Source organism: Streptomyces sp. 2114.4 (assembly GCF_900187385.1).
GTDB classification, from domain to species: domain Bacteria; phylum Actinomycetota; class Actinomycetes; order Streptomycetales; family Streptomycetaceae; genus Streptomyces; species Streptomyces mooreae.
Genome location: NZ_FYEY01000001.1, coordinates 7,551,480 through 7,574,063, shown reverse-complemented (window position 1 = coordinate 7,574,063; position 22,584 = coordinate 7,551,480). Strand labels below are relative to the sequence as shown.

The following is a 22,584-nucleotide window of genomic DNA, read 5'->3' as shown; positions in this document are numbered from 1 at the left end:
GGATACGGGGGTGCCGACGATGAGCGCCCGGCTGCGTGGCCTCGCACAGGAAACGGAACGGATCGTCGCGGCGGGTGCCTACCGCGCACCGGACGGACGGCTGGTGGAGATCGCGGCGGCGGTCGCGCGGGCGCGAGCTGAGACGCGGCTGTACGGTCCGGAGCCGGTCGCCGTGGCCGGACCGTCGCCCGGCGTGCGCACGGAGTTCGAGGTGACGGGGGAAGGCAGCCTCACCGCCGGCCGGCGGCTCGCCGGGACGGGCGCGGGCCCGCTCGCCGTGCTGAATTTCGCCTCCGCGCGCAATCCCGGCGGCGGGTATCTCAACGGTGCGCAGGCCCAGGAAGAGGCGCTGTGCCGGGGGTCGGCGCTCTACGCCTGTGTGCGCGAGGCCCCGGACTTCTACGCCGCTCACCGGGCGGATCCGAGCCCGTTCTACAGCGACCGAGTGATCCTCTCCCCCGGTGTACCGGTCTTCCGCGACGACCGTGGCACGTTGCTCGACGTGCCGTACGAAGCGGGCTTCCTGACGGCAGCCGCGCCGAACGCGGGGGTGATCGCGCGACAGCGGCCGGACGAGACCGGCCGGGTGGCGGCGGCACTGGCGGTGCGCGCGGAGCGGGTACTGGAGGTCGCGGCGGCCGGCGGGCACCGTCAGCTGGTGCTCGGCGCCTGGGGCTGCGGGGTGTTCCGCAATGAACCGGCCGACGTGGCACGGGCCTTCGCGGCCGCGCTGCTGGACGGCGGCCGCTTCGCCGGCTGGTTCGACCGCATCGTGTTCGCCGTGCTGGACCGCCGGGAGGACTCCCCCACCAGAGCCGCCTTCTCCGCAGTGTTTTCGGCGTAAGCAGCAGTGACGGTGGGGGTGTGGGGCGGGGCGGGCCGAGCGGACCGGGCGCCCTCGCGCCCCGGTGACGGAAGCGGCGGCCGGGAGGTTTCCCGGCCGCCGCTCCGTACCGTCACATCACGCCGTCATGTCATGACGGCGTGACATGCCGGTGGTGTCCCCGCCGTTACCAGGCAACGCCCGGAAGGCCGGAGGCACCCTTGGCGGCGGCCTTCGCCGTCGACTTGCTCGGCTGGGGCGTGGCGTGCGGAGCGCACGTCACGTCCTTGGCGTCGGTCTTCCCTTCCAGGAAGTACGCGTCGACCCGGTCGTTGATGCAGGGGTTGACCTGACCGGTGACACCGTGCGATCCGGCGTCCCGCTCGGTGATCAGACGCGAGCCCTTGAAACGGTGGTGCAGCTCGACCGCGCCGTCGTACGGCGTGGCCGCGTCACGGGTGCTCTGCACGATCAGAACACTCGGCAGCCCCTTCCCGGTCCGGACCTCGACCGGTCGCTGCTGCTTGACCGGCCAGGTGGCGCAGGGCAGGTTCATCCAGGCGTTGGACCAGGTCATGAACGGTGCCTGCTGGTGGATGCGGGTGTTGTCGCGGTCCCACTTCTGCCAGCTGGTGGGCCACTTGGTGTCGTTGCACTCGACGGCCGTGTAGACGGCGTTGCCGTTCTCCGCCGATTTGTTGCCCGCGAGATCCAGAAGGTTCGGGCCGGCGTTCTCCACCAGTGGCTTGGTGTTGCCGGAGACGTACGCGCTCCAGACCTCGGCGACCGGGGCCCACATGGAGTCGTAGTACGGCGCGTTCTGGAAGAAGCCGGTCAGCTCGGCGGGGCCGACGACACCGCTGATGGGGTTCTTCTTCGCGGTCGCGCGCAGCTTCTCCCACGCCGCCTGAACCTTCTCGGGGGTGTCCCCGATGTGGTAGGTGGCGTCGTTCTTGGCGACCCACTTCTTCCAGTCGCCCCAACGCGTCTCGAAGGCGACGTCCTGGTCGAGGTTGGCCTGGTACCAGATGTTCTCGCGGGCCGGGTTGACGACGCTGTCGACGAGCATCCGGCGCACGTGGCCCGGGAAGAGCGTCCCGTAGACGGCGCCCAGGTAGGTGCCGTACGAAACTCCCAGGTAGTTCAGCTTCTTCTCACCGAGCCCGGCCCGGATCACATCGAGGTCGCGGACGGTGTTCTTGGTCGTCATGTACGGCAGCAGATCGCCGCTGCGCTCGGCACAGCCGTCGGCGTACTCCTTGGCGAGCTTGCGCTGGGCGAGCTTGTCGGCCTCGCTGCCCGGCACCGGGTCGGCCTTGGGTGCCTTGACGAACTCCTGCGGGTCCATGCAGGAGATCGGCGCGGAGTGGCCTACGCCCCGGGGGTCGAAGCCGACAAAGTCGTACGCCTTGGCGGTCTTGGCCCACAGGGCGCTCTTGGTGGTGATGCGGGCCGGGAACTTCATGCCCGAACCGCCGGGTCCGCCGGGGTTGTAGACGAGGGCGCCCTGACGTTCCTTCTTGCTGCCGGTGCTGACGGCCCGGTCCACCGCGACCTTGATCGTACGGCCGTTGGGCCGTGCGTAGTCGAGCGGGACCGTGACATAGCCGCACTGGATGGGCGGCTTGAGGCCCCAGTCGGCGGGACAGGCCTGCCAGTTGATGCCCTTCTTGGCCGCGCGCGCGGCGGCGATCGCCACACCGCGCGCTTCGGCAGAACCGCGCTGGTGCTTGTCGCCCGCGCTGGCGGGCGTGGCGGATATCGCTCCGGCGAGGAGCGCGCCGGTCACCAGGGTGCCGGCGGCGCCGAGCGCTGCTGTTCTTCTCACGTGGCTGATTCCCCCTGCGTGGGATGCACTGGTGGCGGGATGGTTCATGGACTTACGGAGGGATCCTGACGTGTGGCCTCCCCTCCTGAACAGGCCTGACGCACACTTCTTTACCAACCTGTAGGTTTTTTTCGACGCCGCCGGAGGCGGCCGGTGAGGGTGCCGGCCTCCGTCCGGCCGCGAAGTGCGGTGAGTGCTGCGCCGGCGCCTCGGTGACGCGGACGCCGACCCGGCCGAGCGGCGGCGAACGGCCGGAGAGTGCAGCGGAACCTCACCATTCCGGCCAACGAATCAGGGCGTCCGGTCGGAATCCCGTGTCACCCCCGCCCCACCCGTGGGACCCTCAACGGGGCTGCGGTGACGCGGCGTTGACGGGCCAACAGCGCAGCTCGCTGCCGGGTGAGGCCACTCGGCGCAGAGTTCACCGCCCTGGCTGACCTGCTGGAGCACGGAGCGGCGCAATGGCTCCCGGAGGGGCGTGCAGGGGCGAGAATTCGTCAATTGCCGTAGACCTGCCCATCGGGCATGTGCCAGCCGCACACCTTCAGTAACCTTCCGTGAAGGCTCTCCCACTCACCGCCACAAGGGAGGGCTTCGGCGTTTTCACGCCGCGTCCGGACCGTCGCGAAGGAGAGCCGAAGTGCCGGGAATCGATCAGGTGTTGTCCCAAGCAATGGGGATCCCCGGCGTCCGGTGCGCCGGACTGATCGACTGGACCAGTGGTCTGACTCTCGGCACGGCCGGGCAGGCACCGCATGACGATCACGACGCGGCCGCCGCGGACACCGCCGAGGTGGTGCAGACCGTCGCACGCAACGCCACCTTCGACACCACCGGCGCCGCCGGCCCGGACCTCGAAGACCTCATCATCACGGCTGCGGGAAGCTACCACCTCATCCGTTTTGTGCACACGGCCTTCGACAGCCAGACCTATCTCTACCTCTGGCTGGACCGCACACAGGCCAATCTCGCCGTCGCCCGGCTCCGACTGCGCGATCTGGCGGCGGAGCTGGTCGCGTCCTGACGGCGCGCCCCGCCACACCGCACGAACGGTAAGGGAACAGCCATGGGCCTGCCCATATCTCCTCACCCGCCCGCCCCGGCCGGGCTGCTCGACCGGTGCGCCGCCGAACGCGTCACCGGCGCCCTCAGCGGCCCGCACGGCTGCCTCTACCTTCTCGACGGTGCGGTCTACTGCATCGAGAGCACCACCGCCCCCGGACTCGGCCCACGGCTCACCGCGTCCGGCAAACTGCCGCCGGAGGGCTGGCAGTACGCCGCCGAAACGGCAGGGCCGCGGCAGGACGGCGGCCAATTCCTGGTCAGCAAGGGCTGGCTGTCCCAGGGGGAGCTGGAGATATGCCACCTCGCCGCGCTGCTCGACGCCGCGTTCTTCGCCCTGCCACTGGCACCCGAAACCACTTCCTTCACCCCCGGTGCCGGGCACTGGCTGGGCGTCATACGCCCGGTCAGCGTCCTCGCCCTCCAGCAGGCGACAGCCCGCCGCCGCCTGCTGCTCGACCGGCTCCTCCCCTGGTCGGCGGTCGACTCCTCACCCGTCGTTCCCGTCAGCCCGCGCATCCCGGCCCCCACCACCAGCCGCCAACGACGGCTGCTCGACCACGCCGACGGCCGGCACACGCCCCCTGAACTCGCCCGGGCACTGGGCCAGTCCGCGTTCGGGACACTGCTCGACATCCGCCGCCTCGCCGCCGTCGGCCTCGTCCACGTCCCCCGGGCGCCCACCCCGCTCCCCCGGCGGCGGCCCGGCGCCTGCCTGAACGGCCCCGACCCCGTCGCCGCAGGAGACACCGCCGCGACCTGGCACCTACCGGCACCGGATGTCCTCGATACCACCGATCCGGATATTGCCCTCCTTGTCCGACTGCGTACGGCGTTGGAGGAAAACCTGTGAGCCCTTGCGCACGAAGACCGTGCACCCCATGAGGCGCGTCATCAGAAGGCACGCCGTGAAAAGGAGACTGATGACGATAGAACCCCGGATACGGGAGGAATTGCATACGCTGCGCGATCAAGTACGCCATTTCCAGGGCGGGATGGTGGCGAGCGTGGACGGCATGGTGATCGCCCATGACCTGCCCGATATCGAGCCGGACGGCCTGGCCGCCCTCACCGCCGCCGCGATCGGCGTCGCCAAACGACTCACCGACGCGACCGGACAGGGTCCCTTCGAGGAATCCCTGACGCGCGGCGCCGACGGCTATATCGCGGCCTATTCGGCCGGACGGCGGGCGGTCCTGACCGCCGTGGCAAGCCCGGACACCAACGTGGGGCGGCTCCATCTGCAGGCCAGAAGGGCCGCGGAACGGATCGGCGCCCTGGTGGACGCGCAGCCCCGCCGGTAGGCGCTCCCCGCCCGCACCCGCACGAACGCAGATCCCGGAAGTCCGGAGACCCGCACACCGCACACCGTAAACACCCGGCTTAACCATCAAGGAATCGAAAGGTCTGAACCCCTCATGGCTCAACTGGAATCCGCTCTCGCCGACGCGATGTCGACCATCGAGGGCGCGGTCGGCGTTGCCCTGGTCGATTACACCAGCGGAATGGCCCTGGCCACCCTGGGCGACAAGCAGACTCTGGACCTCAATGTCGCGGCGGCCGGCAATACCGATGTCGTACGGGCAAAGATGCGCACCATGGAGATGCTGGAACTCCAGGGCGCCATCGAGGACATGCTCATCACCCTGACCACGCAGTACCACATCATCCGACCGGTGACGGGAAAGAACGGCAGCGGCCTCTTCCTCTATCTGGTGCTGGACCGCAAGCGCGCCAACCTTGCGCTGGCGCGCCTCCGCCTCGCCCGTTTGGAGTCCGATCTGGAGGTGTGAGGCGACGCGGCCGCCGTCACTCGGCGGCCGCACTCCCCACGGCCGCGCTCCCGGCGGCCTCGTCCAGCAGGCGCCGCAGCCGCAGCGCGTCCGGGGCCACGGCCGTGGCCAGGGCCCCCGGGCCCGCAAGCGGCGCCAGGACGCCCTGCCCCACGCCGTCATCGGACCGCTCGCCCGCCGCGCCGCCGAGCAGCCGCACCTCGACCGGTCGCTCCTCGAACTCCGGCCCGATGACCAGGAGTTGACCGAGAGCGCGGTGCCCGTCCAGGACGGCCGAGGTGTCCCAGCCGGGGACGCCGGGCCCATACGCCGTCTCCTGGTCGAGCAGGGTCCGGCCCGCCCGGCGGACGGTGAGCCGGCTGCGCAGGGCGCCGGCCGGCTCCCCGCTGCGGCCCAGGACCTGTTCCTCGCGGAGCACCAGGCGTGCGGTGGGGGCCAGCTCAACGGTGGTGGTCATCCGCAGGTCGCTGCCCGCCGCCGAGATCAGCGGTTCGGGCAGCCAGTCGAGACGTGCGCCCTCACCCACCGTCAACCACACGTCGTAGCGGGCGTGTTCCCCCGTACGGCCGGGCAGCGCGACGGTCGCGGCGGCGGCCGTGAGGTGCAGGGCGCTGCCCGCCTCGGCGGTGGCTTCGATGCCCAGCCGGTCGCCGCCGAGCGGGGCGCTCATGGCGCCCACGACGCAGACCCTGGCCTGGTTTCCGTATCCGCGGATACGGCGCAGCGCGAACGGGCCGTCGCCGTCGAGGACGGGCAGCCGGGTGATCCCCTGCCCGTCGGCCCGCGCGACGATACGGGCGGTGGCGCACAGCCCGGCGACGGCGCGGCCCGCCTCCGGCGTGGGGAGTGCGAGGGTCATGCCGGGCTCGCGGTCCAGTCGGCCAGCCGTCCGCGGACCCACTCCGCCACCGGCCGGACGCCGTTCTCCGACTTCAGGGCGGTGAAGGCGACGGGCAGCTCGCCGCGCTGCGCCTTGGCGTCGCGGGCCATGCCCTCCAGGTCCACGCCGACGTAGGGCGCGAGATCGGTCTTGTTGATGACGAGCAGGTCGGCGGTGGTGACGCCGGGGCCGCCCTTGCGCGGGATGTCATCGCCACCGGCCACGTCGATGACGAAGATCTGGGCGTCGACCAGGCCCTTGGAGAAGGTGGCGGTGAGGTTGTCACCGCCGGATTCGACCAGGACGAGATCGAGCGGGCCGGCCGCCTCCTCCAGGTCCTCGACGGCTTCGAGGTTGGCGGAGATGTCGTCGCGGATGGCGGTGTGCGGGCAGGCGCCGGTCTCGACGGCGGAGATCCGCTCGGCGGGCAGGACGGCCTCGCGGAGCAGGAATTCGGCGTCCTCGCGGGTGTAGATGTCGTTGGTGACGACGGCGATGGACAGTTCGTCGCGCAGGGCGCGGCACAGCGCGGCGACGGTGGCGGTCTTGCCGGTGCCGACCGGGCCGCCGAGTCCGATCCGCAGGGCGCGGCGGGTGCCGTCGGGGCGTGCCGGGTCGGCGGCGCTGTAGGTGTGACGCTCGCGGAAGGTGTCCTGGTGGTCAAGGTGCATGGTCACTCCGGTGGTGGGGTGCAGCGGCGTGGGTCGGGTGGGACGGCCGCGAGGGTCAGGACGCGAAGAGCCGAACCGGCCAGGCGGCGTGCTGTTGGGCAGTGATGTCGAGCAGCGGCGCGGAGGCCGCGGGCAGTGCGCCGGTTCCTTCGGCCGCGATCCGCAGCGCGGCGTCGGCGGCCTGCTGTGCGACCTGGTCGAGATCGGCGGTGAGACGTGCGAGCACGGCGGTGGCGTCGAAGGGGTCCAGGCTCAGCAGCCGGACGGCCGCGGTGGCCGGGCCGCTGATGTTCTCGTAGGCCGCGGCGTATGCGGCATCGAGCGGCTGCAGACCCGCGGAGCGGGCAGCCAGGCCCAGGACAACGGGCTGGTGGGCGCCCCGGGGACGGGCCGCGGCGAGCGCGTCCAGCGCCTGGCTCGGCCAGGTCGCACGGGCGGCCCGCATCATCTGCCGGCCGAGCCGCCGGGCGACCTGCCGCAGCGCGGGTACGGGCGTACGGGCGTCGGCGGCGTCGTCCAGGAGGAGCGGGTCGTGGCCGTCCGCGGCCGCGGCGGCGAGCCCCGCGGCGACCAGGCCCGCGGTGTGCAGCCGGCCCCGGCAGAAGGTCTCCAGGGTGGCGGCGTCCTTGATGCGTCCCGCGGTGACGGCCGGTTCGGCGCCGCCGGAGTGGGCGTGCCCTCCGGCGGGGAACCGGCCGTCGGCGAGGACGAGCAGCGCTGCGCGGCTCATCGGTGGTACGTGTCCTTCATCGCGGTGCTCATCGGGGTGTTCATCAGGGCGCTCATCGGGTTACTGATCGGGGTGTGCATCGGCGTGCGTCCTCGGGCTCCTGGGGGCTCCGCGGATTCCTCGGATGTCTCAGAAGAGGAAGTACCGCTGGGCCATGGGAAGTTCGGCCGCAGGTTGCGGTTCGATCGCTTCGCCGTCGATGGTCACGGTGAAGGTGTCGGGGTCGACATGGACGCGCGGCAGGGCATCGTTGTTGCGCATATCGGCCTTGGTGAGGCCGCGGGTGCTGTGGATCGCCTCGAAGGGCTTGTCCAGCGCGAGACGTTCGGGAAGCGCGTCCTCCAGGGCCTGCCGGGAGACGAAGTTGACCGAGTTGCCGCCCGGAGCCTTGCCGGTGGCGCCGAACATCGGCCGCGGCAGCACCGGCTGCGGAGTGGGGATGGACGCATTGGCGTCACCCATCTGCGCATAGGCGATCTGGCCGCCCTTGATGACCAGCTGCGGTTTGACGCCGAAGAACGCCGGGTCCCACAGCACGAGGTCGGCGAGCTTGCCGTCCTCGACGGAGCCGACGACATGGTCGATGCCCTGGGCGAGGGCCGCGTTGATGGTGTACTTGGCGACATAGCGGCGGGCCCGGTGGTTGTCGGCACGGCCGTCGCCCGGGAGGGTGCCGCGGCGCCGCTTCATGACATGGGCGGTCTGCCAGGTGCGCAGCACGACCTCACCGATCCGTCCCATGGCCTGGGCGTCGGAGGACATGATCGAGATGGCGCCGAGGTCGTGCAGGATGTCCTCGGCCGCGATGGTGGAGGGCCGGATCCGGGACTCGGCGAAGGCCAGGTCCTCGGGGACGGCCGGGTTGAGGTGGTGACAGACCATCAGCATGTCGAGGTGTTCCTCGACGGTGTTGACGGTGTGCGGCCGGGTGGGGTTGGTGGAGGCCGGGAGCACATTCGGCTCGGAGACCATCGCGATCATGTCGGGGGCGTGGCCGCCGCCGGCACCTTCGACGTGGAAGGCGTGGATGGTGCGGCCGGCGATGGCCGCGAGGGTGTCCCCGAGGAAGCCGGCCTCGTTGAGGGTGTCGGTGTGGATCGCGAGCTGGGCGCCGCTCTCCTCGCAGACCGTCAGGCAGGCGTCGAGGACGGCGGGCGTGGCGCCCCAGTCCTCATGGACCTTGAAGCCGAGGATGCCCGCCCTCAGCTGGTCACGCATCGAGGCGAGGGAGGTGGTGTTGCCCTTGCCGAGCAGTCCGACGTTGACCGGCAGGGAGTCCATCGACGCGAACATCCGGGCCACGTGCCAGGCGCCGGGGGTGATGGTGGTGGCCTTGCTGCCCTCGGCCGGTCCGGTGCCGCCGCCGATCATCGTGGTGACGCCGGAGGCCAGCGCCTCGTCCGCCTGCTGGGGGCAGATGAAGTGGACGTGGGTGTCGATGGCACCGGCCGTCAGGATCTTGCCGTTGCCGGCGATGATCTCGGTCTCCGGGCCGATGACCAGGTCGGGGTGGACGCCGTCCATGGTGTCGGGGTTGCCGGCCTTGCCCAGGGCGGTGATCCGCCCGTCGCGGATACCGACATCGGCCTTGACGACGCCCCAGTGGTCCAGCACGACCGCGCCGGTGATCACGGTGTCGGGGGCGCCCTCGGCGCGGGTGGTGCGAGACTGGCCCATCGATTCGCGGATCACCTTGCCGCCGCCGAAGACCGCTTCGTCGCCGGCCCTGCCGGGCCCGCCCGCGCGGTCTTCGGTGATCTCGATGACGAGGTCGGTGTCGGCGAGCCGGATCCGGTCACCGACGGTCGGGCCGAGAAGGTCGGCGTACGCCTGGCGGGTCAGCTCAGACATCGAGAGCTCCTCCGGTCTCGCCCCGCAGGCCCACGACGATGCGCTTGCCCCCGAGGGGGACGAGCTCGACCTCGGTGGGGATGCCGGGCTCGAAACGCACGGCGGAGCCGGCCGGGACGTTCAGCCGCTTGCCGTGCGCGGCCGCGCGGTCGAAGTCGAGACCGGGATTGACCTCGGCGAAGTGGTAGTGGGAGCCGACCTGGACGGGGCGGTCGGCGGCGTTGAGGACGGTCATGCGCGTGAGGGGAAGGCCTTCGTTGAGGCGCACCGGCTCGTCGGCGTAGAGGATCTGTCCCGGGATCATGGTCTGCGCTCCCGTGGTCAGTTGATGGGTTCGTGAACGGTGACGAGCTTCGTGCCGTCGGGGAAGGTGGCCTCGACCTGCACGTCGTGGATCATCTCGGGGACGCCCTCCATGACCTCGTCGCGGGTGAGCACCTTGCGCCCTGAGGACATCAGCTCGGCGACGGTGCGGCCGTCCCGGGCGCCTTCGAGGATGTGCACGGTCAGCAGGGCGATCGACTCCGGATGGTTCAGCTTCACCCCCCGGGAGCGACGTTTTTCGGCCACGTCTGCCGCCACATGAATCATCAAGCGTTCTTGTTCATGCGGGGTCAGCTGCATACGTTCCACCTCACAGTCTTTCAGCCCGGACGCATTCGCCCAGGTCACAGGCGTGGACACACCCTGTGACGATAGATGTACCACGCAGTAATTAAAGGAGGAGCAAACCGACTTCCAGCACTTGGCCATCAACAGCCCCAGACCCGGAGACTAGTTCGGCGGGATTTCATCGGCGTTACGGCCAGGGACCTCTTCGCGCCTCCTCTTACGCCTGATGTAACGCGGTGTCATTACCGTCCGTTACGGCGCGACAACGGATTCCCGGGGCGGCCCGACCACCCACCTTCCCCCGGACGTGCGCGGCTCCGCGTGGCGAAATCCGCTCCCCAGGGCCGCGGGAACCCGAGGGAACAGACCCCTCCCACGCATCGCTGATCACCATGATCCGCACATAGCGGGCGCGAACCGCTCCGCGAACTCAACTGTCCGGTATGCGCTCTTGACGGTTTCCGGAGTGATCGCAATTCTCATGTGCGCGTCAACCCATGACGCACATCGAATCAGCTCCACCCCCCACACCAGGAGCCACATCGTGACTCGTTCCACCCGAATACGCCGGGCCGCGCTGGCCTCGGGCGCCGTCGCCGCCCTGGCCGCCACTCTCTTCACCACGGCCGGCGCCTACGCCGGTACCACGCCGAAGACCGCGCCGGACATCGACGTCAAGGCCGTCAAGGGCGACCTGGACCAGTTCCAGTCGATCGCCGACGCCAACGGTGGCAACCGCGCCCACGGAAAGCCGGGCTACAAGGCGTCCATCGACTTCGTCAAGGAGAAGCTGGACAAGGCCGGCTTCACCACCAAGGTCCAGGAGTTCGACGGCGGCGGCACCAAGGGCTACAACCTCGTCGCCGACTGGCCCGGCGGCGACGAGAGCAAGACCGTGATGGCCGGCGCCCATCTGGACTCGGTGCCCGCCGGACCCGGCATCAACGACAACGGCTCCGGCTCGGCCGGCATCCTCGAGGTCGCGCTCGCCGTCGCCAAGGCGGACCTCAAGCCCACCAAGCACCTGCGGTTCGGCTGGTGGGGCGACGAAGAGGACGGCATGGTCGGCTCGCAGGCCTATGTCGACAAGCTCGGCGCCGACAAGTCGAAGATCGACTCGTACCTCAACTTCGACATGATCGGTTCGCCGAACCCGGGCTACTTCGTCTACGACGACGACACCCGCCTGGAGAAGGTCTTCAAGGACTGGTACGCCAAGAAGAACATCGCCACCGAGAAGGAGACCGAGGGCGACGGGCGCTCGGACCACGCCGCCTTCAAGGACGCGGGCGTCCCCGTCGGCGGTCTCTTCTCCGGCGCGGACTACAAGAAGACCGAGAAGCAGGCGAAGGACTGGGGCGGTGAGGCGGGCAAGGCGTTCGACGCCTGCTACCACCAGGCCTGCGACACCTCGAAGAACATCGACGACAAGGCGCTGGACACCAACACGGACGCCATCGCCGGCGCCCTGTGGGAGCTCAGCTCCTGAGTCACCCGCCCCACCCCACGGTCAGCAGTCGCTGAACCGTCAGCTCTCGCGACCCGGCCGCCGGTCCCCGGCAGCCGGGTCGCGGTGTTCTGCCGCGATACCGAAGCGCCGCCGTTCGCCCGGAGCGGACGGGAGCTGCCGCACGGAGGAGACCGTGCTGATCACCTGCTCCTCCTCCGCGCCCTCGTCACGCCGCCCCAGCTCTTCAAGTAGCTGCAGGTCAGCGGCTGATACCAACGCCACCAACGGCTTGCCGTGACGGGTGACGACCACCCGCTCGCCGCCGTAGACGACACGGTTGATCAGATCCGCCAGCTCCGCTCGTGCTTGCGTCACCGGAATTTCGTAGGCCATGCTGCCATTCTAACGGGATGTACATCCTGTACATTTTTTACGGAAGAGAGGAGCAGACATGCTGCGACCGACGGCCCGCTATGTCCTTCCGGAGTTCACCGAGCGCACCGCCCAGGGGACGCGCACCATGGACCCGTATTCCAAGCTGCTCGGCGAGCGCATCATCTTTCTGGGCACCCCGATCGACGACGCCTCCGCCAATGCCGTCATGGCGCAGTTCATCCACCTCGAACACGCCGCGCCCGACGAGGACATCTCGCTCTACATCAACTCCCCCGGCGGCTCGTTCACCGCGATGACCGCCATCTACGACACGATGCATTTCGTGTCGTGCGACGTGGAGACCGTCTGCCTGGGGCAGGCCGCCTCGTCCGCCGCGGTGCTGCTGGCGGCCGGCGCTCCCGGAAAGCGGCTGGCGCTGCCCGGCGCCCGGGTCCTGATCCATCAGCCGTCATTCAGCGAACCCGTCCAGGGGCAAGCCAGTGACCTGCAGATCCAGGCGGCGGAAATGCTGCGCACCCGCGACGTACTGGAAGAGATGCTGGCGAAGCACACCGGGCAGACCCGCGAGCGGATCGCCACCGATATCGAGCGCGACAAGATCTTCGACGCCCCCGCCGCCCAGGAGTACGGCCTGATCGACCAGATCACCCGTAACCGCAAGCTGTCGGCGCTCCGGCCCGCGGCGCGGTGAGCCCGATGCTGCCGCCCGAACCACCACCGCTGCCCGCCCTGACCCGCGCGGAGGGGGAACTCATCGACAGCTACCTGGAAGTGATCGACCTGCTGGGCCGGATCAACCCGGCCCGCTGCGGTGGCACCTACAGCGGGCTGCGCGCCGCCCAGGCGCTGGTCGGCAAGGCCACCCGGCTGCGGGACGCCCTGACGTTGATGCACCACCGGGGCGAGACCGAACTGCACCGCGCGACGCTGACCCGGGCACTGCGGGTGCTGGACGGTGAGCGGCGGGCCGGGCTGGTGACGATGCCGCCACCCGAGGAAATCTGACCCGGCACACGCTCCGAGGCTGCGCATACGGCGTAGCCTCCGCACCCGATCTGAGGAGGCGACGAATTGCGCGGCGCGGACCCAATTCCTGCGGTCCCGGATGTTTCGCCCCTGGTCCGCGGGGTGCAACGCCCCGCGCCGCGGCACCTGAGGGAACAAATCTAACCATTCGGGTCAATTGTGACCCATCTCACATACGGCATTTTCAACTCGGAATTCGGATGCAAGGTGCGTGACGATCCCTTCGACGACAAGACCCCGCCACAGCGACGGGGCGGTCCGGACGGGCGCCTAATCCCGCCGCCGTGCCGGACGTCCGGTCGACGAGGTGGACCGGCGGGAGCGGAGGACCCGAGCAGGACGGGGCCCCGGCCTACACGGCCGAGGGCTCCTTGGGGTGAAGCCGTACGCACGGCCGGGCATCTTCGCCTGCCCGAACCCGACAGGTCTTCCTTCGCAGGCGGCTGACGAAGGGTTTGCGCATGACCATGCGCATGCATACGCCGAATCTGCTGGCGCGCGCCGGCACCGTCACCGCTCTGACGCTGGTCACGCTCGGCGGGACCACCGTCGCGCCAGGAGCGGCCGGGAATGCCGAAGCCGCATCCGTGTCCGCCCATGCGCTGCGGATCGCGGCTTCCAAGAGCGGAGCCCCCTACCGGTACGGCGCCCAGGGACCGCATGCCTTCGACTGTTCGGGGCTGATGCTGTACTCGTTCAAACGGGCCGGCCGGTCGCTGCCACGCACCGCCGCCGCACAGTACGGCCGCACCCGGCATATCCCGCCCGGCGCGCGCCGACGCGGCGATCTGGTCTTCTTCCATTCGCGCAGCGGTATTTACCACGTCGGCATCTACGCGGGACAGGGCCGGATGTGGCATGCACCCAAGGCCGGGAGCGTGGTGCGGCTCGAACGGATCTGGAGCCGTTCGGTCTGGTACGGGCGGGTGGGCTGATCCTGCGCATTCATCTCACGATCGGTCAATTTCCGGTGCGTTCGGCCGATTTCACCGAGGCCCACCGCACCCCGTTGAACAGCCCTGGGCGCGCCACCTCCCTCAGGACAGCGCCAGCTCGACGAGCAGGATGCCGCCCAGGGTCGTGAGCAGCGCTCCGGTGGTGGCTTCCAGGGCACGGGCCACCGAGGGGCGGCGCAGCCAGACGCCCAGCCGGTCGACCAGCAGGGCGACGGCGGGGAACCAGACCAGCGCCATGGCGACGACCATCGCGGCGAGCAGCAGCGTACGGGGCAGCGCGGGCGCTCCCGCCGGAACGAACTGCGGGAGCAGGCTGAGGAAGAGCACGGGCGCCTTCGGGTTGAGCGCATTGGTCAAGAAGCCCTGGCGCAGACTCCGCGTGGTGTCCAGGGCAGCGGCATGCGGGCGGCCGTCGGCCGGGGTGCCCGCCGCCGTGCGGGCCGTGCCGTCCGTGGTGGCCGCCGGGCGCCGGACGGCCGCGATCAGGGCGTGGGTGCCGAGGTACAACAGGTAGCCGCCGCCCAGGAGTTGGACCGCGCCGAAGAGCGCGGGCACGGCGACGAGCACCGCCGCGAGCCCGGCCACCGCCAGGGCGGTGTGCACCAGCAGCCCGCCCGCGACTCCGACGGCGGCCGCCACCCCCGCCCGGCGCGAATCGAGCGCATTGCGCACCACGACCGCGAAATCCGCGCCCGGCATGGCGACCATGCCCGCGGCGACTCCGGTGAAGGTGATCAGCTGTCCGTCCATAAGAGCAGCTTCGCCGGTCAGAGGCTTTAATGGGTATTGGCAATGTTCTTGGTGAGCCTGAAGAGATTCTTATGTACGACCCCACCCGGCTGGCCGCCCTGGTAGCGGTGGCGGAGGCCGGTTCGATCACCCGGGCCGCCGCCCGGCTGGGCTACACCGCTCCGGCGCTCTCCCAGCAGCTCGCCAAACTGGAGCGGGAGGCCGGGGCGGCCCTGCTGGTGCGCCACCATCGCGGTGCCCGGCTGACGGCGGCCGGTGAGCTGCTGCTCGTACGGGCCCGGCGGGTCCTCGACGAACTGGATCAGGCGCGGCACGAGCTGTCCCGGCTGGCGGGGCTGTCCGGCGGGCGGCTGCGGGTCGGCACGTTCATGACCGCCGGTACGCATCTGCTGCCGCCCGCGCTCAGCGCGTTCCGGCGGGCCCACCCCGATGTGGAGCTGAGCGTGACGGAGTACGTCCCGCCGCAGGCGAGTGCGGCGGTGGCGCGGGGTGAGGTCGATCTGGCGCTGACGCACGAGTACGTGCCGGGCGAGGCGATGCCGGCGCCGGAGGGCGTGCGTCTGGAGCCGCTGCTGACCGAGGAGCTGGTGCTGGTCACCGCGCCCGGTCATGCGCTGTCGGCGGGCTCCGGACGCCTGCCGCTCGCCGAGCTGGCCGGTCAGCCGCTGGTCAGCATGGCGCCGGCCAACCCCAACCGGCGCGAGGTGGAGGCCGCGCTGGCGGCTGCCGGGGCGAGTGTGGCGGTGCGCTGTGAGTCGCCGAGCTATGCGGTGGTGTGTGCGCTGGTGAGCGCCGGGCTCGGGGTGGCGGTGGTCCCGGAGATGGTGGCGGAGGGGTCGATGACACCCCTGGGGGTCCGCCGGGTGGACCCACCGGAACTGCACCGCCGGATCTCGGTGGCCTACCGCCCCGGAGGCACCCCCGCCGCGGACACCCTGCGGGCCCTGCTGCGCGGCGCCTTCCTCCGCCACTCGCCCGGGACGCCGGACACCCGGTTGCCAAGATCAGGGTGATGTCCTGGTGGCACCGGCAGACCCTGGTGGCACCGGCAGACCGAGGACAGCCGTTGCAAACCGCCGGGACACCCGGGCAGGATCGGTACGATCCCGCCTGTTGGCAGGGCGTCAACCGTTGCCCCGCATCGTGGGGCGTCGTCCGGCGGCCTCGAACGTTTCCGGCGGCCGGTCTCCGATAAGCGCTGCCGGACCGTGTACGACCTCACCACCTGGGGCCGACTCCGCACGCCGCCGGCTTCAGACCGTCGGCGCGGTGGCCACGATGGTGTCGACCGCCGTGTCGAGCTGATCGTCCGTCAGGTCCGCGCGGGCGGTGAGCCGGAGCCGGGAGATCCCGTCGGGGACGGACGGCGGGCGGAAGCAGCCGACCGCGAGTCCGGCCGTACGGCAGTCGGCGGCCCAGCGGAGCGCCGTTTCCGGCGACGGGGCGCGGACGGAGATCACTGCTGCGGCGGGACGTACCGCCGTCAGGCCCGCCGCGGTGAGCCGGTCGTACAGCCCCTGGGCGACTGCGACGGCACGGGTGGCGCGCTGGGGTTCGCGGCGCAGCAGCCGGAGCGCGGCGAGGGCGCCGCCGACCGCCGCCGGGGCAAGACCGGTGTCGAAGATGAACGACCGGGCGGTGTTGACCAGATGCTCGATGACGCGGGCCGGGCCGAGCACCACACCGCCCTGGGAGCCGAGCGACTTGGAGAGTGTCACGGTGGTCACCACGTCGCCGTCGCCGGCGAGACCGGCCGCCCACGGCGCGCCGCGGCCCTCTTCGCCCAGCACCCCCAGTCCGTGTGCGTCGTCGACGAGAAGTCCGGCGCCCCGTGTCCGGCAGGCCACGGCCAGAGCGGGGAGCGGCGCGGCGTCCCCGTCGACCGAGAACACCGAGTCGGTCACGACGAGTGCCCGGCCGTCGTGGCCGGTCAGCGCGGCGCGTATGGCCTGTGGATCGGCGTGCGGGGCCACTTGGGTGCGGGCCCGGGAGAGCCGGCAGCCGTCGATGAGCGACGCGTGGTTGCCGGCGTCGGAGACGATCAGGGTGCCGGGGGCGGTGAGCGCGGTGACCGCGGCGAGATTTGCGGCATAGCCGGAGGACAGCACCAAAGCGGCCTCGAAGCCGCAGAACGCCGCGAGTTCCGCCTCCAGCCGGGCGTGCAGCTCGGTGCTGCCGGTGACCAGCCGGGAGCCGGTCGCGCCGGCGCCCCAGCGGTGCGCGGCCTCGGCGGCGCCACGGACGACCTCGGGGTGCCGGGCGAGTCCGAGGTAGTCGTTGCCGGCCAGATCGAGCAGCGGGGAGTCGGCCGGGCGGGGGCGCAGGGTGCGCACCAGCCCGGCGTCACGGCGCTCCGCACTGGCCACATCCAGCCAGTCGAAGGCCGCGTCGTACGCCGGGCGGGTCGGCTCGGCACACGGCTCGGCGGGCCTCGCCGGGGAGGTGTCGCACGGCAGCGGCGGGGCGGAGTCCTGCGGCATCGGCGTCCTTCGTCTGTCGGCCTCGATTGTGGGCTGTCGATAGACGTTAGCGGTCGTTCCGCAGGCCCACGGTGTGGCGATACACACACCTCGATCGCGGCACCTTGTGGGAATCCTCCTTGGCCGGGGGCGGTGGCGTAGGCCAGGATCAACGCCATGGACCTGCTGAGCACACTGGTGGACAAGGGACTCCGGCGCGAGTTGCCGACCCGCGAAGAGGCGCTGGCCGTATTGGCCACCTCCGATGACGAACTGCTCGATGTCGTGGCCGCGGCCGGAAAGGTGCGCCGCCAGTGGTTCGGGCGGCGGGTCAAACTCAACTATCTCGTCAACCTCAAGTCGGGCCTGTGCCCCGAGGACTGCTCGTACTGTTCGCAGCGGCTGGGGTCGAAGGCGGAGATCCTGAAGTACACCTGGCTCAAGCCGGACGACGCCTCCAAGGCGGCCGCCGCGGGGGTCGCCGGTGGCGCCAAGCGGGTCTGTCTGGTGGCCAGTGGCCGCGGCCCGACGGACAAGGACGTGGACCGCGTCTCGGAGACGATCTCCGCCATCAAGGAGCAGAACGAGGGCGTGGAGGTGTGCGCCTGCCTCGGTCTGCTCTCCGACGGCCAGGCGGGGCGGCTGCGCGCGGCGGGCGCCGATGCGTACAACCACAACCTCAACACCTCGGAAGCCACTTACGGCGACATCTGCACCACCCACGACTTCTCGGACCGGGTGTCCACCGTCCAGCAGGCCCAGGCGGCCGGCATGTCCGCCTGCTCCGGGCTGATCGCCGGTATGGGCGAGAGCGACGCCGATCTCGTCGATGTGGTCTTCGCGCTGCGTGAGCTGGACCCGGACTCCGTCCCGGTGAACTTCCTGATCCCCTTCGAGGGCACCCCGCTCGCCAAGGAGTGGAACCTCACCCCGCAGCGTGCGCTGCGCATTCTGGCGATGGTGCGGTTCGTCTGCCCGGACATCGAGGTACGGCTGGCCGGCGGCCGCGAGGTGCATCTGCGCAGCATGCAGCCGCTCGCCCTGCACCTGGTCAACTCCATCTTCCTGGGCGACTACCTGACCAGCGAGGGGCAGGCCGGCAAGGACGATCTCGCGATGATCGAGGACGCCGGCTTCGAGGTCGAGGGCTCGGACACCACGACGCTGCCCGAGCACCGCAGGCCGTGCGGCGGTCATGCGGACACCGAGGCCCCCGCCGAGGACACCGGTGTCCCTACGGCCGCAGAGGACGCCGGAGCCCCGGCCGCCACCGTCCCGGCGCCGTCCGACGAGGCCCGTCGCGACCTGGTCTCGGTACGCCGCCGCGGCGCCGGTACCGACCTTCCGCCCAATGCCTGAGCCACTCACCCCCGACGCGCTGCTCGCACTCGACCGGCAGCATGTGTGGCATCCCTACGGGCCGATGCCCGGCAAGGCCGCACCGCTGCTGGTGGAGTCGGCATCCGGCGTACGGCTGCGGCTGGCCGAACCGGTCGAGGGCCGGGACGAGTTGGTGGACGGGATGTCCTCCTGGTGGTCGGCGGTGCACGGCTACAACCACCCGGTACTCAACGACGCCGCGCACGGCCAGCTGGAGCGGATGAGCCATGTGATGTTCGGCGGGCTCACCCATGAGCCCGCCGTGCGGCTGGCCAAGCGGCTGGTCGACCTCACCCCGGAGCCGCTGCAGCATGTCTTTCTCGCCGACTCCGGCTCGGTGTCGGTCGAGGTCGCCGTCAAGATGTGCCTGCAGTACTGGCGCTCGCTCGGCAAGCCCCGCAAACAGCGGCTGCTGACCTGGCGGGGCGGCTATCACGGCGACACCTGGCAGCCGATGTCGGTCTGTGATCCGGACGGCGGTATGCATGAGCTGTGGCAGGGGGTGCTGCCGCGGCAGATCTTCGCGGACACGCCGCCGCCCGGCTTCGACGCCGCGCCCGACGAGGCGTATGCGGCACATCTGCGGGAGCTGATCGGTCGGCACGCCGAGGAGCTGGCAGCGGTGATCGTGGAGCCCGTGGTGCAGGGGGCGGGCGGGATGTCGTTCCACTCCCCCGGGTATCTGCGGGTGCTGCGGGAGGCCTGCGACGCCCACGGCGTGCTGCTGGTCTTCGACGAGATCGCCACCGGCTTCGGCCGTACGGGCGCGCTCTTCGCCGCCGACCACGCGGGGGTCGCACCCGATGTGATGTGCCTCGGCAAGGCGCTGACCGGCGGTTATCTGACCCTGGCGGCGACGCTGTGCACCACGGCCGTCGCCGACGGCATCTCCCGCGGCGCGCTGCCGGTGCTGGCGCACGGCCCCACTTTCATGGGCAATCCGCTCGCCGCCGCCGTCGCTGACGCCTCGATCTCCGTGCTGCTGTCCCAGGACTGGGAACAGGAGGTCAAGCGGATCGAGGCCGGGCTGCGGGACGGTCTGGCACCGGCCGCCGGCATCGCCGGGGTGCGCGAGGTACGTGTACTCGGCGCGATCGGCGTCGTCCAGCTCGATCACGAGGTGGACATGGCAGCCGCGAGCCGGGCGGCGGTCCGGGCTGGCGTGTGGCTGCGCCCGTTCCGGGATCTGATCTACACCATGCCGCCGTACATCACCGGTGACGAGGATGTGGCGCGCATCTGCGCGGCGGTGTGTGCGGCGGCCCGGGAGGGCTGAACGCACCGCACCGGCTGCGCGCACGAGCCGGTCACCGGCGGGCCGGCCACCAGGAACCATTCGCACCATCCCCGCGCGGGGCCGCCGCGCAGAGTCGGAGGCAGACCATGTCGGTGCTGTTCGTGACGGGCACGGGCACGGAGATCGGCAAGACCGTGACCACGGCCGCGATCGCCGCGGCGGCGCTCGCCCGGGGACGTTCGGTGGCCGTGCTCAAGCCGGCCCAGACCGGGGTCACGGCGCACGAGAGCGGCGACGCGGCGGAGGTCGAACGGCTGGCCGGCCCGGTCACCACCGCCGAACTCGCCCGTTTCCCCGACCCGTTGGCGCCCTCGACGGCCGCGCTGCGGGCCGGTCTGCCGCCGGTGCTCCCCCAGGACATCGCCGAGGCCGCCGCCAAACTGGACGCCTCGCACGACCTGGTCCTGGTCGAGGGCGCGGGCGGGCTGCTCGTCCGCTTCGACGCCGACGGGCATACGCTCGCCGACGCCGCCCGGCTCATGGACGCCCCCGTCCTGGTCGTCGTCCAGGCGGGCCTGGGCACCCTCAACGCCACCGCGCTGACCGCGCTGGCGCTCCGCTCGTACGGGCTCGGCTCCCCGGGCGTCGTCGTCGGCAGCTGGCCGGCCGAGCCCGACCTGGCATCCCGCTGCAACCTGGCGGATCTCCCCGACGCCGCGGGCGCACCGCTCCTCGGCCTGATCCCGGAGGGTTCCGGCGGGCTCGCACCCCGGGACTTCCGCGCCGCGGCCCCCGGCTGGCTGGCACCGGTGCTCGGCGGATCGGGTGCGTTCCGTATTCCCACCTGACGACGGCGGGCACCCGGAGGGGGGTGCGGAGGAAAATGCGGCACTCCCGGGGCGCTCTTCCGCTCCCGACGCCGGCCCGTACAGATGTCCGGACTCCGACCGAGGCGGCTCTTTGCGGCTCCCGGGCCACGAGTGGGGAGACTGACAGCGGGAGCGGGCATCGTCGGCGAAAGGGTCCGTCATGTGGCAGGGCAGGAGAGTTCCGCACGTTCCACGGGTTCCGCGAGTATCGGGGGTTCCGCAAGGCAGCGTCCATCACCCGGTGTTCGCCCGCTTCTACGCGAGCTGCTGCGGTCCGGCCGCGGACGCGCGGGCAGGGGTCGCCACGCTCCGGAAGGAGTTGCTGACGGGCGCCACCGGCCGGGTCATCGAGGTCGGCGCGGGGAGCGGGCTGAACTTTGCGCACTATCCGGGCACGGTCTCGGAAGTGGTGGCGATCGAGCCGGAGGCCACACTGCGGGAGGTGGCCAGGTCGGCGGCGGCGCGCGCCGAGGTCCCGGTGGATCTGGTGCCCGGAGTGGCGGAGGCCCTGCCGGTCAAGAGCGAGGCGTTCGATACGGCGGTGGCATCGCTGGTGCTGTGTTCCGTCCGCGAGGTGCAGCGCGCCCTGGCGGAGCTGCGGCGGGTCCTGCGTCCAGGCGGTGAACTGCGGTTCTTCGAGCACGGGCGGGCCGCGGGGCGCGGGCTGGCGGCCGTGCAGTGGTCGCTGGACCGGACGGTCTGGCCCCTGCTGATGGGCGGCTGTCACACCGGCCGGGATCCGCTGGGCGAGATCCGGACGGCCGGGTTCGAGGTGCTGCGGGTGCGCCGGCTGAAGGTGCCGGAGCGCGGGCCGACACTGCCCACGTCGCCGGCGGTGCTGGGCACGGCGCGGCGGTCGGGCGACTGATGGTCTACGGGCGGACAGCGACCGGGCGGCCCCATGGCGGGGCGGGCGGCTGACCCCAGCCCCCCGGCGGGCTCCCGGCGGGCTCCCGGCGGCCCTTGGGCAGCCGTCGCTCACACCGTCCAGGTGCGCAGTTCGTCCGCGATGGTGCGGACGTCGGCCGTGCCCTCCTTGACGAGGCGGGCGAGGTCACGGACCTGCTCGGGCGAGATGGTGATCTTCAGGCCGCTGGCGACGAGATAGCCATAGGCGACGGCGGTCGCGAACATGGCGTTCGAACGCTCCAGCGCCGGCACCTGGAGCAGGAGTTGCAGGAGGGAAGCGGCACGGTCCTGGGGTTCGGTGTAGACGGGCACACCGAATATCTCGGCTTCATGGCGACTGACGGCGGCCACCAGCGCGCCCCAGTCGGTGACCTGAGGGTCTCCGGGTGTGTGCTGTTCGGCGATCAGAAGGAGCCAGGAGAGGTCGATGCGCAGCGTCACGTGGTGCCCGGCAGTCCTTCGTGGTGGGTGGCGGTCGCGACGCCGTCGGCGCCTCCTGGTTCCAGGCCGAATTCCTCGGCGAAGACGCGCTCGTACTGCTTCATGAAGTCGGAGGCGGCCTCGACGAAGGTCTGGCCGACCTCACCGGCGTCCTTGAGGACGAGCTCTTCGATGTAGCGGTTCATGCTCACTCCCCGCTGCAGGGCGCGCTCCCGCGCCGCTTCGGCGGTGGCCTCATCCACACGGACGTTCAGCTGTGTCTTCGCCACACCTCCAAGCTAGCGCGCATCCGCTAGCAGCGGCAAGCACTGGTCGGCCCGGGGCGAGTACTGGCCGGTCCGGAGGGTGGAAGGAGGGGACGGCAGGGCGGGGAAAGCGGCGGATCCGCCGGAGACGGACGGGGCGCACGGGAGACCTGCGGAGCGCACGGGAGACCTGCGGCGTACAGGAAGATCGCCTTC

Annotated in this window: 26 protein-coding genes and 1 riboswitch; of the genes, 14 read left to right on the top strand and 12 right to left on the bottom strand. The window is 71.1% G+C overall.

The genetic code is table 11. From position 1 onward, the window contains the following. Window positions 1-19 precede the first annotated feature (19 nt). Window positions 20-844: a TIGR02452 family protein gene (locus CFW40_RS33430; RefSeq protein ID WP_088801473.1), complete on the top strand. Its 825-nt coding sequence runs from the start codon at window positions 20-22 to the stop codon at window positions 842-844. Between the two features lie 166 nt (window positions 845-1,010). Here the strand turns inward: CFW40_RS33430 and CFW40_RS33425 are convergent, their stop codons facing one another. Continuing rightward, the gene (locus tag CFW40_RS33425; protein WP_088801472.1) at window positions 1,011-2,651 is read right to left on the bottom strand and encodes an alpha/beta hydrolase; all 1,641 of its coding nucleotides are present in this window, start codon (window positions 2,649-2,651) and stop codon (window positions 1,011-1,013) included. A 640-nt stretch (window positions 2,652-3,291) separates the two neighbouring features. Here CFW40_RS33425 and CFW40_RS33420 point away from each other — a divergent pair. The 4 genes from CFW40_RS33420 (at window position 3,292) to CFW40_RS33405 (ending at window position 5,506) form a co-directional block, all read left to right on the top strand. After that, window positions 3,292-3,675, top strand: coding sequence for a hypothetical protein (locus CFW40_RS33420; protein WP_088801471.1), 384 nt, complete (start codon window positions 3,292-3,294; stop codon window positions 3,673-3,675). A 42-nt stretch (window positions 3,676-3,717) separates the two neighbouring features. Then, window positions 3,718-4,566 carry a hypothetical protein gene (locus tag CFW40_RS33415; protein ID WP_088801470.1) on the top strand — a complete coding sequence of 283 codons (849 nt, stop codon included), beginning with the start codon at window positions 3,718-3,720 and terminating at the stop codon, window positions 4,564-4,566. Window positions 4,567-4,636: 70 nt separating this feature from the next. Beyond that, on the top strand, window positions 4,637-5,017 hold the full coding sequence (locus CFW40_RS33410; protein ID WP_088801469.1) for a roadblock/LC7 domain-containing protein: 381 nt from the start codon (window positions 4,637-4,639) through the stop codon (window positions 5,015-5,017). Window positions 5,018-5,131: 114 nt separating this feature from the next. Next, window positions 5,132-5,506, top strand: a complete 375-nt coding sequence (locus CFW40_RS33405) for a hypothetical protein (protein WP_088801468.1) — start codon at window positions 5,132-5,134, stop codon at window positions 5,504-5,506. Window positions 5,507-5,522: 16 nt separating this feature from the next. Here the strand turns inward: CFW40_RS33405 and CFW40_RS33400 are convergent, their stop codons facing one another. The 6 genes from CFW40_RS33400 to CFW40_RS33375 all read right to left on the bottom strand — a co-directional run bounded on the left by CFW40_RS33400 (window position 5,523) and on the right by CFW40_RS33375 (window position 10,262). Continuing rightward, the gene (locus CFW40_RS33400) at window positions 5,523-6,365 is read right to left on the bottom strand and encodes an urease accessory protein UreD (protein WP_088802526.1); all 843 of its coding nucleotides are present in this window, start codon (window positions 6,363-6,365) and stop codon (window positions 5,523-5,525) included. Continuing rightward, the gene (gene ureG, locus CFW40_RS33395; RefSeq protein ID WP_088801467.1) at window positions 6,362-7,057 is read right to left on the bottom strand and encodes an urease accessory protein UreG; all 696 of its coding nucleotides are present in this window, start codon (window positions 7,055-7,057) and stop codon (window positions 6,362-6,364) included. Before ureG ends, CFW40_RS33400 begins: the two co-directional genes overlap by 4 nt. 55 nt (window positions 7,058-7,112) lie before the next feature. Next, a complete protein-coding gene (locus CFW40_RS33390; protein ID WP_088801466.1) occupies window positions 7,113-7,787 on the bottom strand; it encodes an urease accessory protein UreF in 675 nt (224 codons plus the stop codon). Between the two features lie 129 nt (window positions 7,788-7,916). Continuing rightward, window positions 7,917-9,638, bottom strand: a complete 1,722-nt coding sequence (locus CFW40_RS33385; RefSeq protein ID WP_088801465.1) for an urease subunit alpha — start codon at window positions 9,636-9,638, stop codon at window positions 7,917-7,919. Beyond that, the gene (locus tag CFW40_RS33380) at window positions 9,631-9,942 is read right to left on the bottom strand and encodes an urease subunit beta (RefSeq protein WP_088801464.1); all 312 of its coding nucleotides are present in this window, start codon (window positions 9,940-9,942) and stop codon (window positions 9,631-9,633) included. Before CFW40_RS33380 ends, CFW40_RS33385 begins: the two co-directional genes overlap by 8 nt. Before the next feature lie 17 nt (window positions 9,943-9,959). After that, complete coding sequence (locus CFW40_RS33375; protein WP_006608038.1) at window positions 9,960-10,262, bottom strand: urease subunit gamma; 303 nt, start codon at window positions 10,260-10,262, stop codon at window positions 9,960-9,962. Between the two features lie 532 nt (window positions 10,263-10,794). Between CFW40_RS33375 and CFW40_RS33370 the strand changes: the two genes are divergently transcribed. After that, on the top strand, window positions 10,795-11,739 hold the full coding sequence (locus tag CFW40_RS33370; protein WP_088801463.1) for a M28 family metallopeptidase: 945 nt from the start codon (window positions 10,795-10,797) through the stop codon (window positions 11,737-11,739). Window positions 11,740-11,778: 39 nt separating this feature from the next. Here the strand turns inward: CFW40_RS33370 and CFW40_RS33365 are convergent, their stop codons facing one another. Then, window positions 11,779-12,093 carry a type II toxin-antitoxin system Phd/YefM family antitoxin gene (locus tag CFW40_RS33365; RefSeq protein WP_088801462.1) on the bottom strand — a complete coding sequence of 105 codons (315 nt, stop codon included), beginning with the start codon at window positions 12,091-12,093 and terminating at the stop codon, window positions 11,779-11,781. A gap of 58 nt (window positions 12,094-12,151) precedes the next feature. Here CFW40_RS33365 and CFW40_RS33360 point away from each other — a divergent pair, with 58 nt between their 5' ends. From CFW40_RS33360 to CFW40_RS33350, 3 genes are all read left to right on the top strand, one after another. Beyond that, entirely contained in the window at window positions 12,152-12,787 is a 636-nt protein-coding gene (locus CFW40_RS33360) for an ATP-dependent Clp protease proteolytic subunit (protein WP_088801461.1), read from the top strand. Window positions 12,788-12,792: 5 nt separating this feature from the next. Next, window positions 12,793-13,101: a hypothetical protein gene (locus CFW40_RS33355; RefSeq protein ID WP_088801460.1), complete on the top strand. Its 309-nt coding sequence runs from the start codon at window positions 12,793-12,795 to the stop codon at window positions 13,099-13,101. A gap of 278 nt (window positions 13,102-13,379) precedes the next feature. Next, window positions 13,380-13,579, top strand: a riboswitch (cyclic di-AMP (ydaO/yuaA leader). A gap of 4 nt (window positions 13,580-13,583) precedes the next feature. Continuing rightward, window positions 13,584-14,057 (top strand): C40 family peptidase, encoded by a 474-nt coding sequence (locus CFW40_RS33350; protein WP_088801459.1) that lies wholly within the window; start codon window positions 13,584-13,586, stop codon window positions 14,055-14,057. Between the two features lie 102 nt (window positions 14,058-14,159). Here the strand turns inward: CFW40_RS33350 and CFW40_RS33345 are convergent, their stop codons facing one another. After that, window positions 14,160-14,828, bottom strand: a complete 669-nt coding sequence (locus CFW40_RS33345) for a LysE family translocator (protein ID WP_088801458.1) — start codon at window positions 14,826-14,828, stop codon at window positions 14,160-14,162. A 71-nt stretch (window positions 14,829-14,899) separates the two neighbouring features. On the opposite strand from CFW40_RS33345, the gene CFW40_RS33340 reads away from it, so the two are divergent. Beyond that, window positions 14,900-15,841: a LysR family transcriptional regulator gene (locus CFW40_RS33340; protein WP_088801457.1), complete on the top strand. Its 942-nt coding sequence runs from the start codon at window positions 14,900-14,902 to the stop codon at window positions 15,839-15,841. 240 nt (window positions 15,842-16,081) lie between these two features. Here CFW40_RS33340 and CFW40_RS33335 read toward each other — a convergent pair whose 3' ends face one another. Next, entirely contained in the window at window positions 16,082-17,308 is a 1,227-nt protein-coding gene (locus tag CFW40_RS33335; RefSeq protein ID WP_088801456.1) for an 8-amino-7-oxononanoate synthase, read from the bottom strand. 156 nt (window positions 17,309-17,464) lie between these two features. On the opposite strand from CFW40_RS33335, the gene bioB reads away from it, so the two are divergent. The 4 genes from bioB to CFW40_RS33315 all read left to right on the top strand — a co-directional run bounded on the left by bioB (window position 17,465) and on the right by CFW40_RS33315 (window position 21,641). Continuing rightward, window positions 17,465-18,646 (top strand): biotin synthase BioB, encoded by a 1,182-nt coding sequence (gene bioB, locus CFW40_RS33330; protein WP_088801455.1) that lies wholly within the window; start codon window positions 17,465-17,467, stop codon window positions 18,644-18,646. Beyond that, window positions 18,639-19,943, top strand: a complete 1,305-nt coding sequence (locus tag CFW40_RS33325; RefSeq protein ID WP_088801454.1) for an adenosylmethionine--8-amino-7-oxononanoate transaminase — start codon at window positions 18,639-18,641, stop codon at window positions 19,941-19,943. The genes bioB and CFW40_RS33325 overlap by 8 nt, the downstream gene beginning before the upstream one ends. 107 nt (window positions 19,944-20,050) lie before the next feature. Beyond that, on the top strand, window positions 20,051-20,752 hold the full coding sequence (gene bioD, locus CFW40_RS33320; protein WP_088801453.1) for a dethiobiotin synthase: 702 nt from the start codon (window positions 20,051-20,053) through the stop codon (window positions 20,750-20,752). Window positions 20,753-20,933: 181 nt separating this feature from the next. Beyond that, a complete protein-coding gene (locus CFW40_RS33315; protein WP_088801452.1) occupies window positions 20,934-21,641 on the top strand; it encodes a class I SAM-dependent methyltransferase in 708 nt (235 codons plus the stop codon). A 110-nt stretch (window positions 21,642-21,751) separates the two neighbouring features. Here CFW40_RS33315 and CFW40_RS33310 read toward each other — a convergent pair whose 3' ends face one another. Continuing rightward, window positions 21,752-22,123, bottom strand: coding sequence for a fic family toxin-antitoxin system, toxin component (locus CFW40_RS33310; protein ID WP_088801451.1), 372 nt, complete (start codon window positions 22,121-22,123; stop codon window positions 21,752-21,754). After that, window positions 22,120-22,392, bottom strand: a complete 273-nt coding sequence (locus CFW40_RS33305; protein WP_088801450.1) for a toxin-antitoxin system HicB family antitoxin — start codon at window positions 22,390-22,392, stop codon at window positions 22,120-22,122. Before CFW40_RS33305 ends, CFW40_RS33310 begins: the two co-directional genes overlap by 4 nt. Window positions 22,393-22,584: the final 192 nt, after the last annotated feature.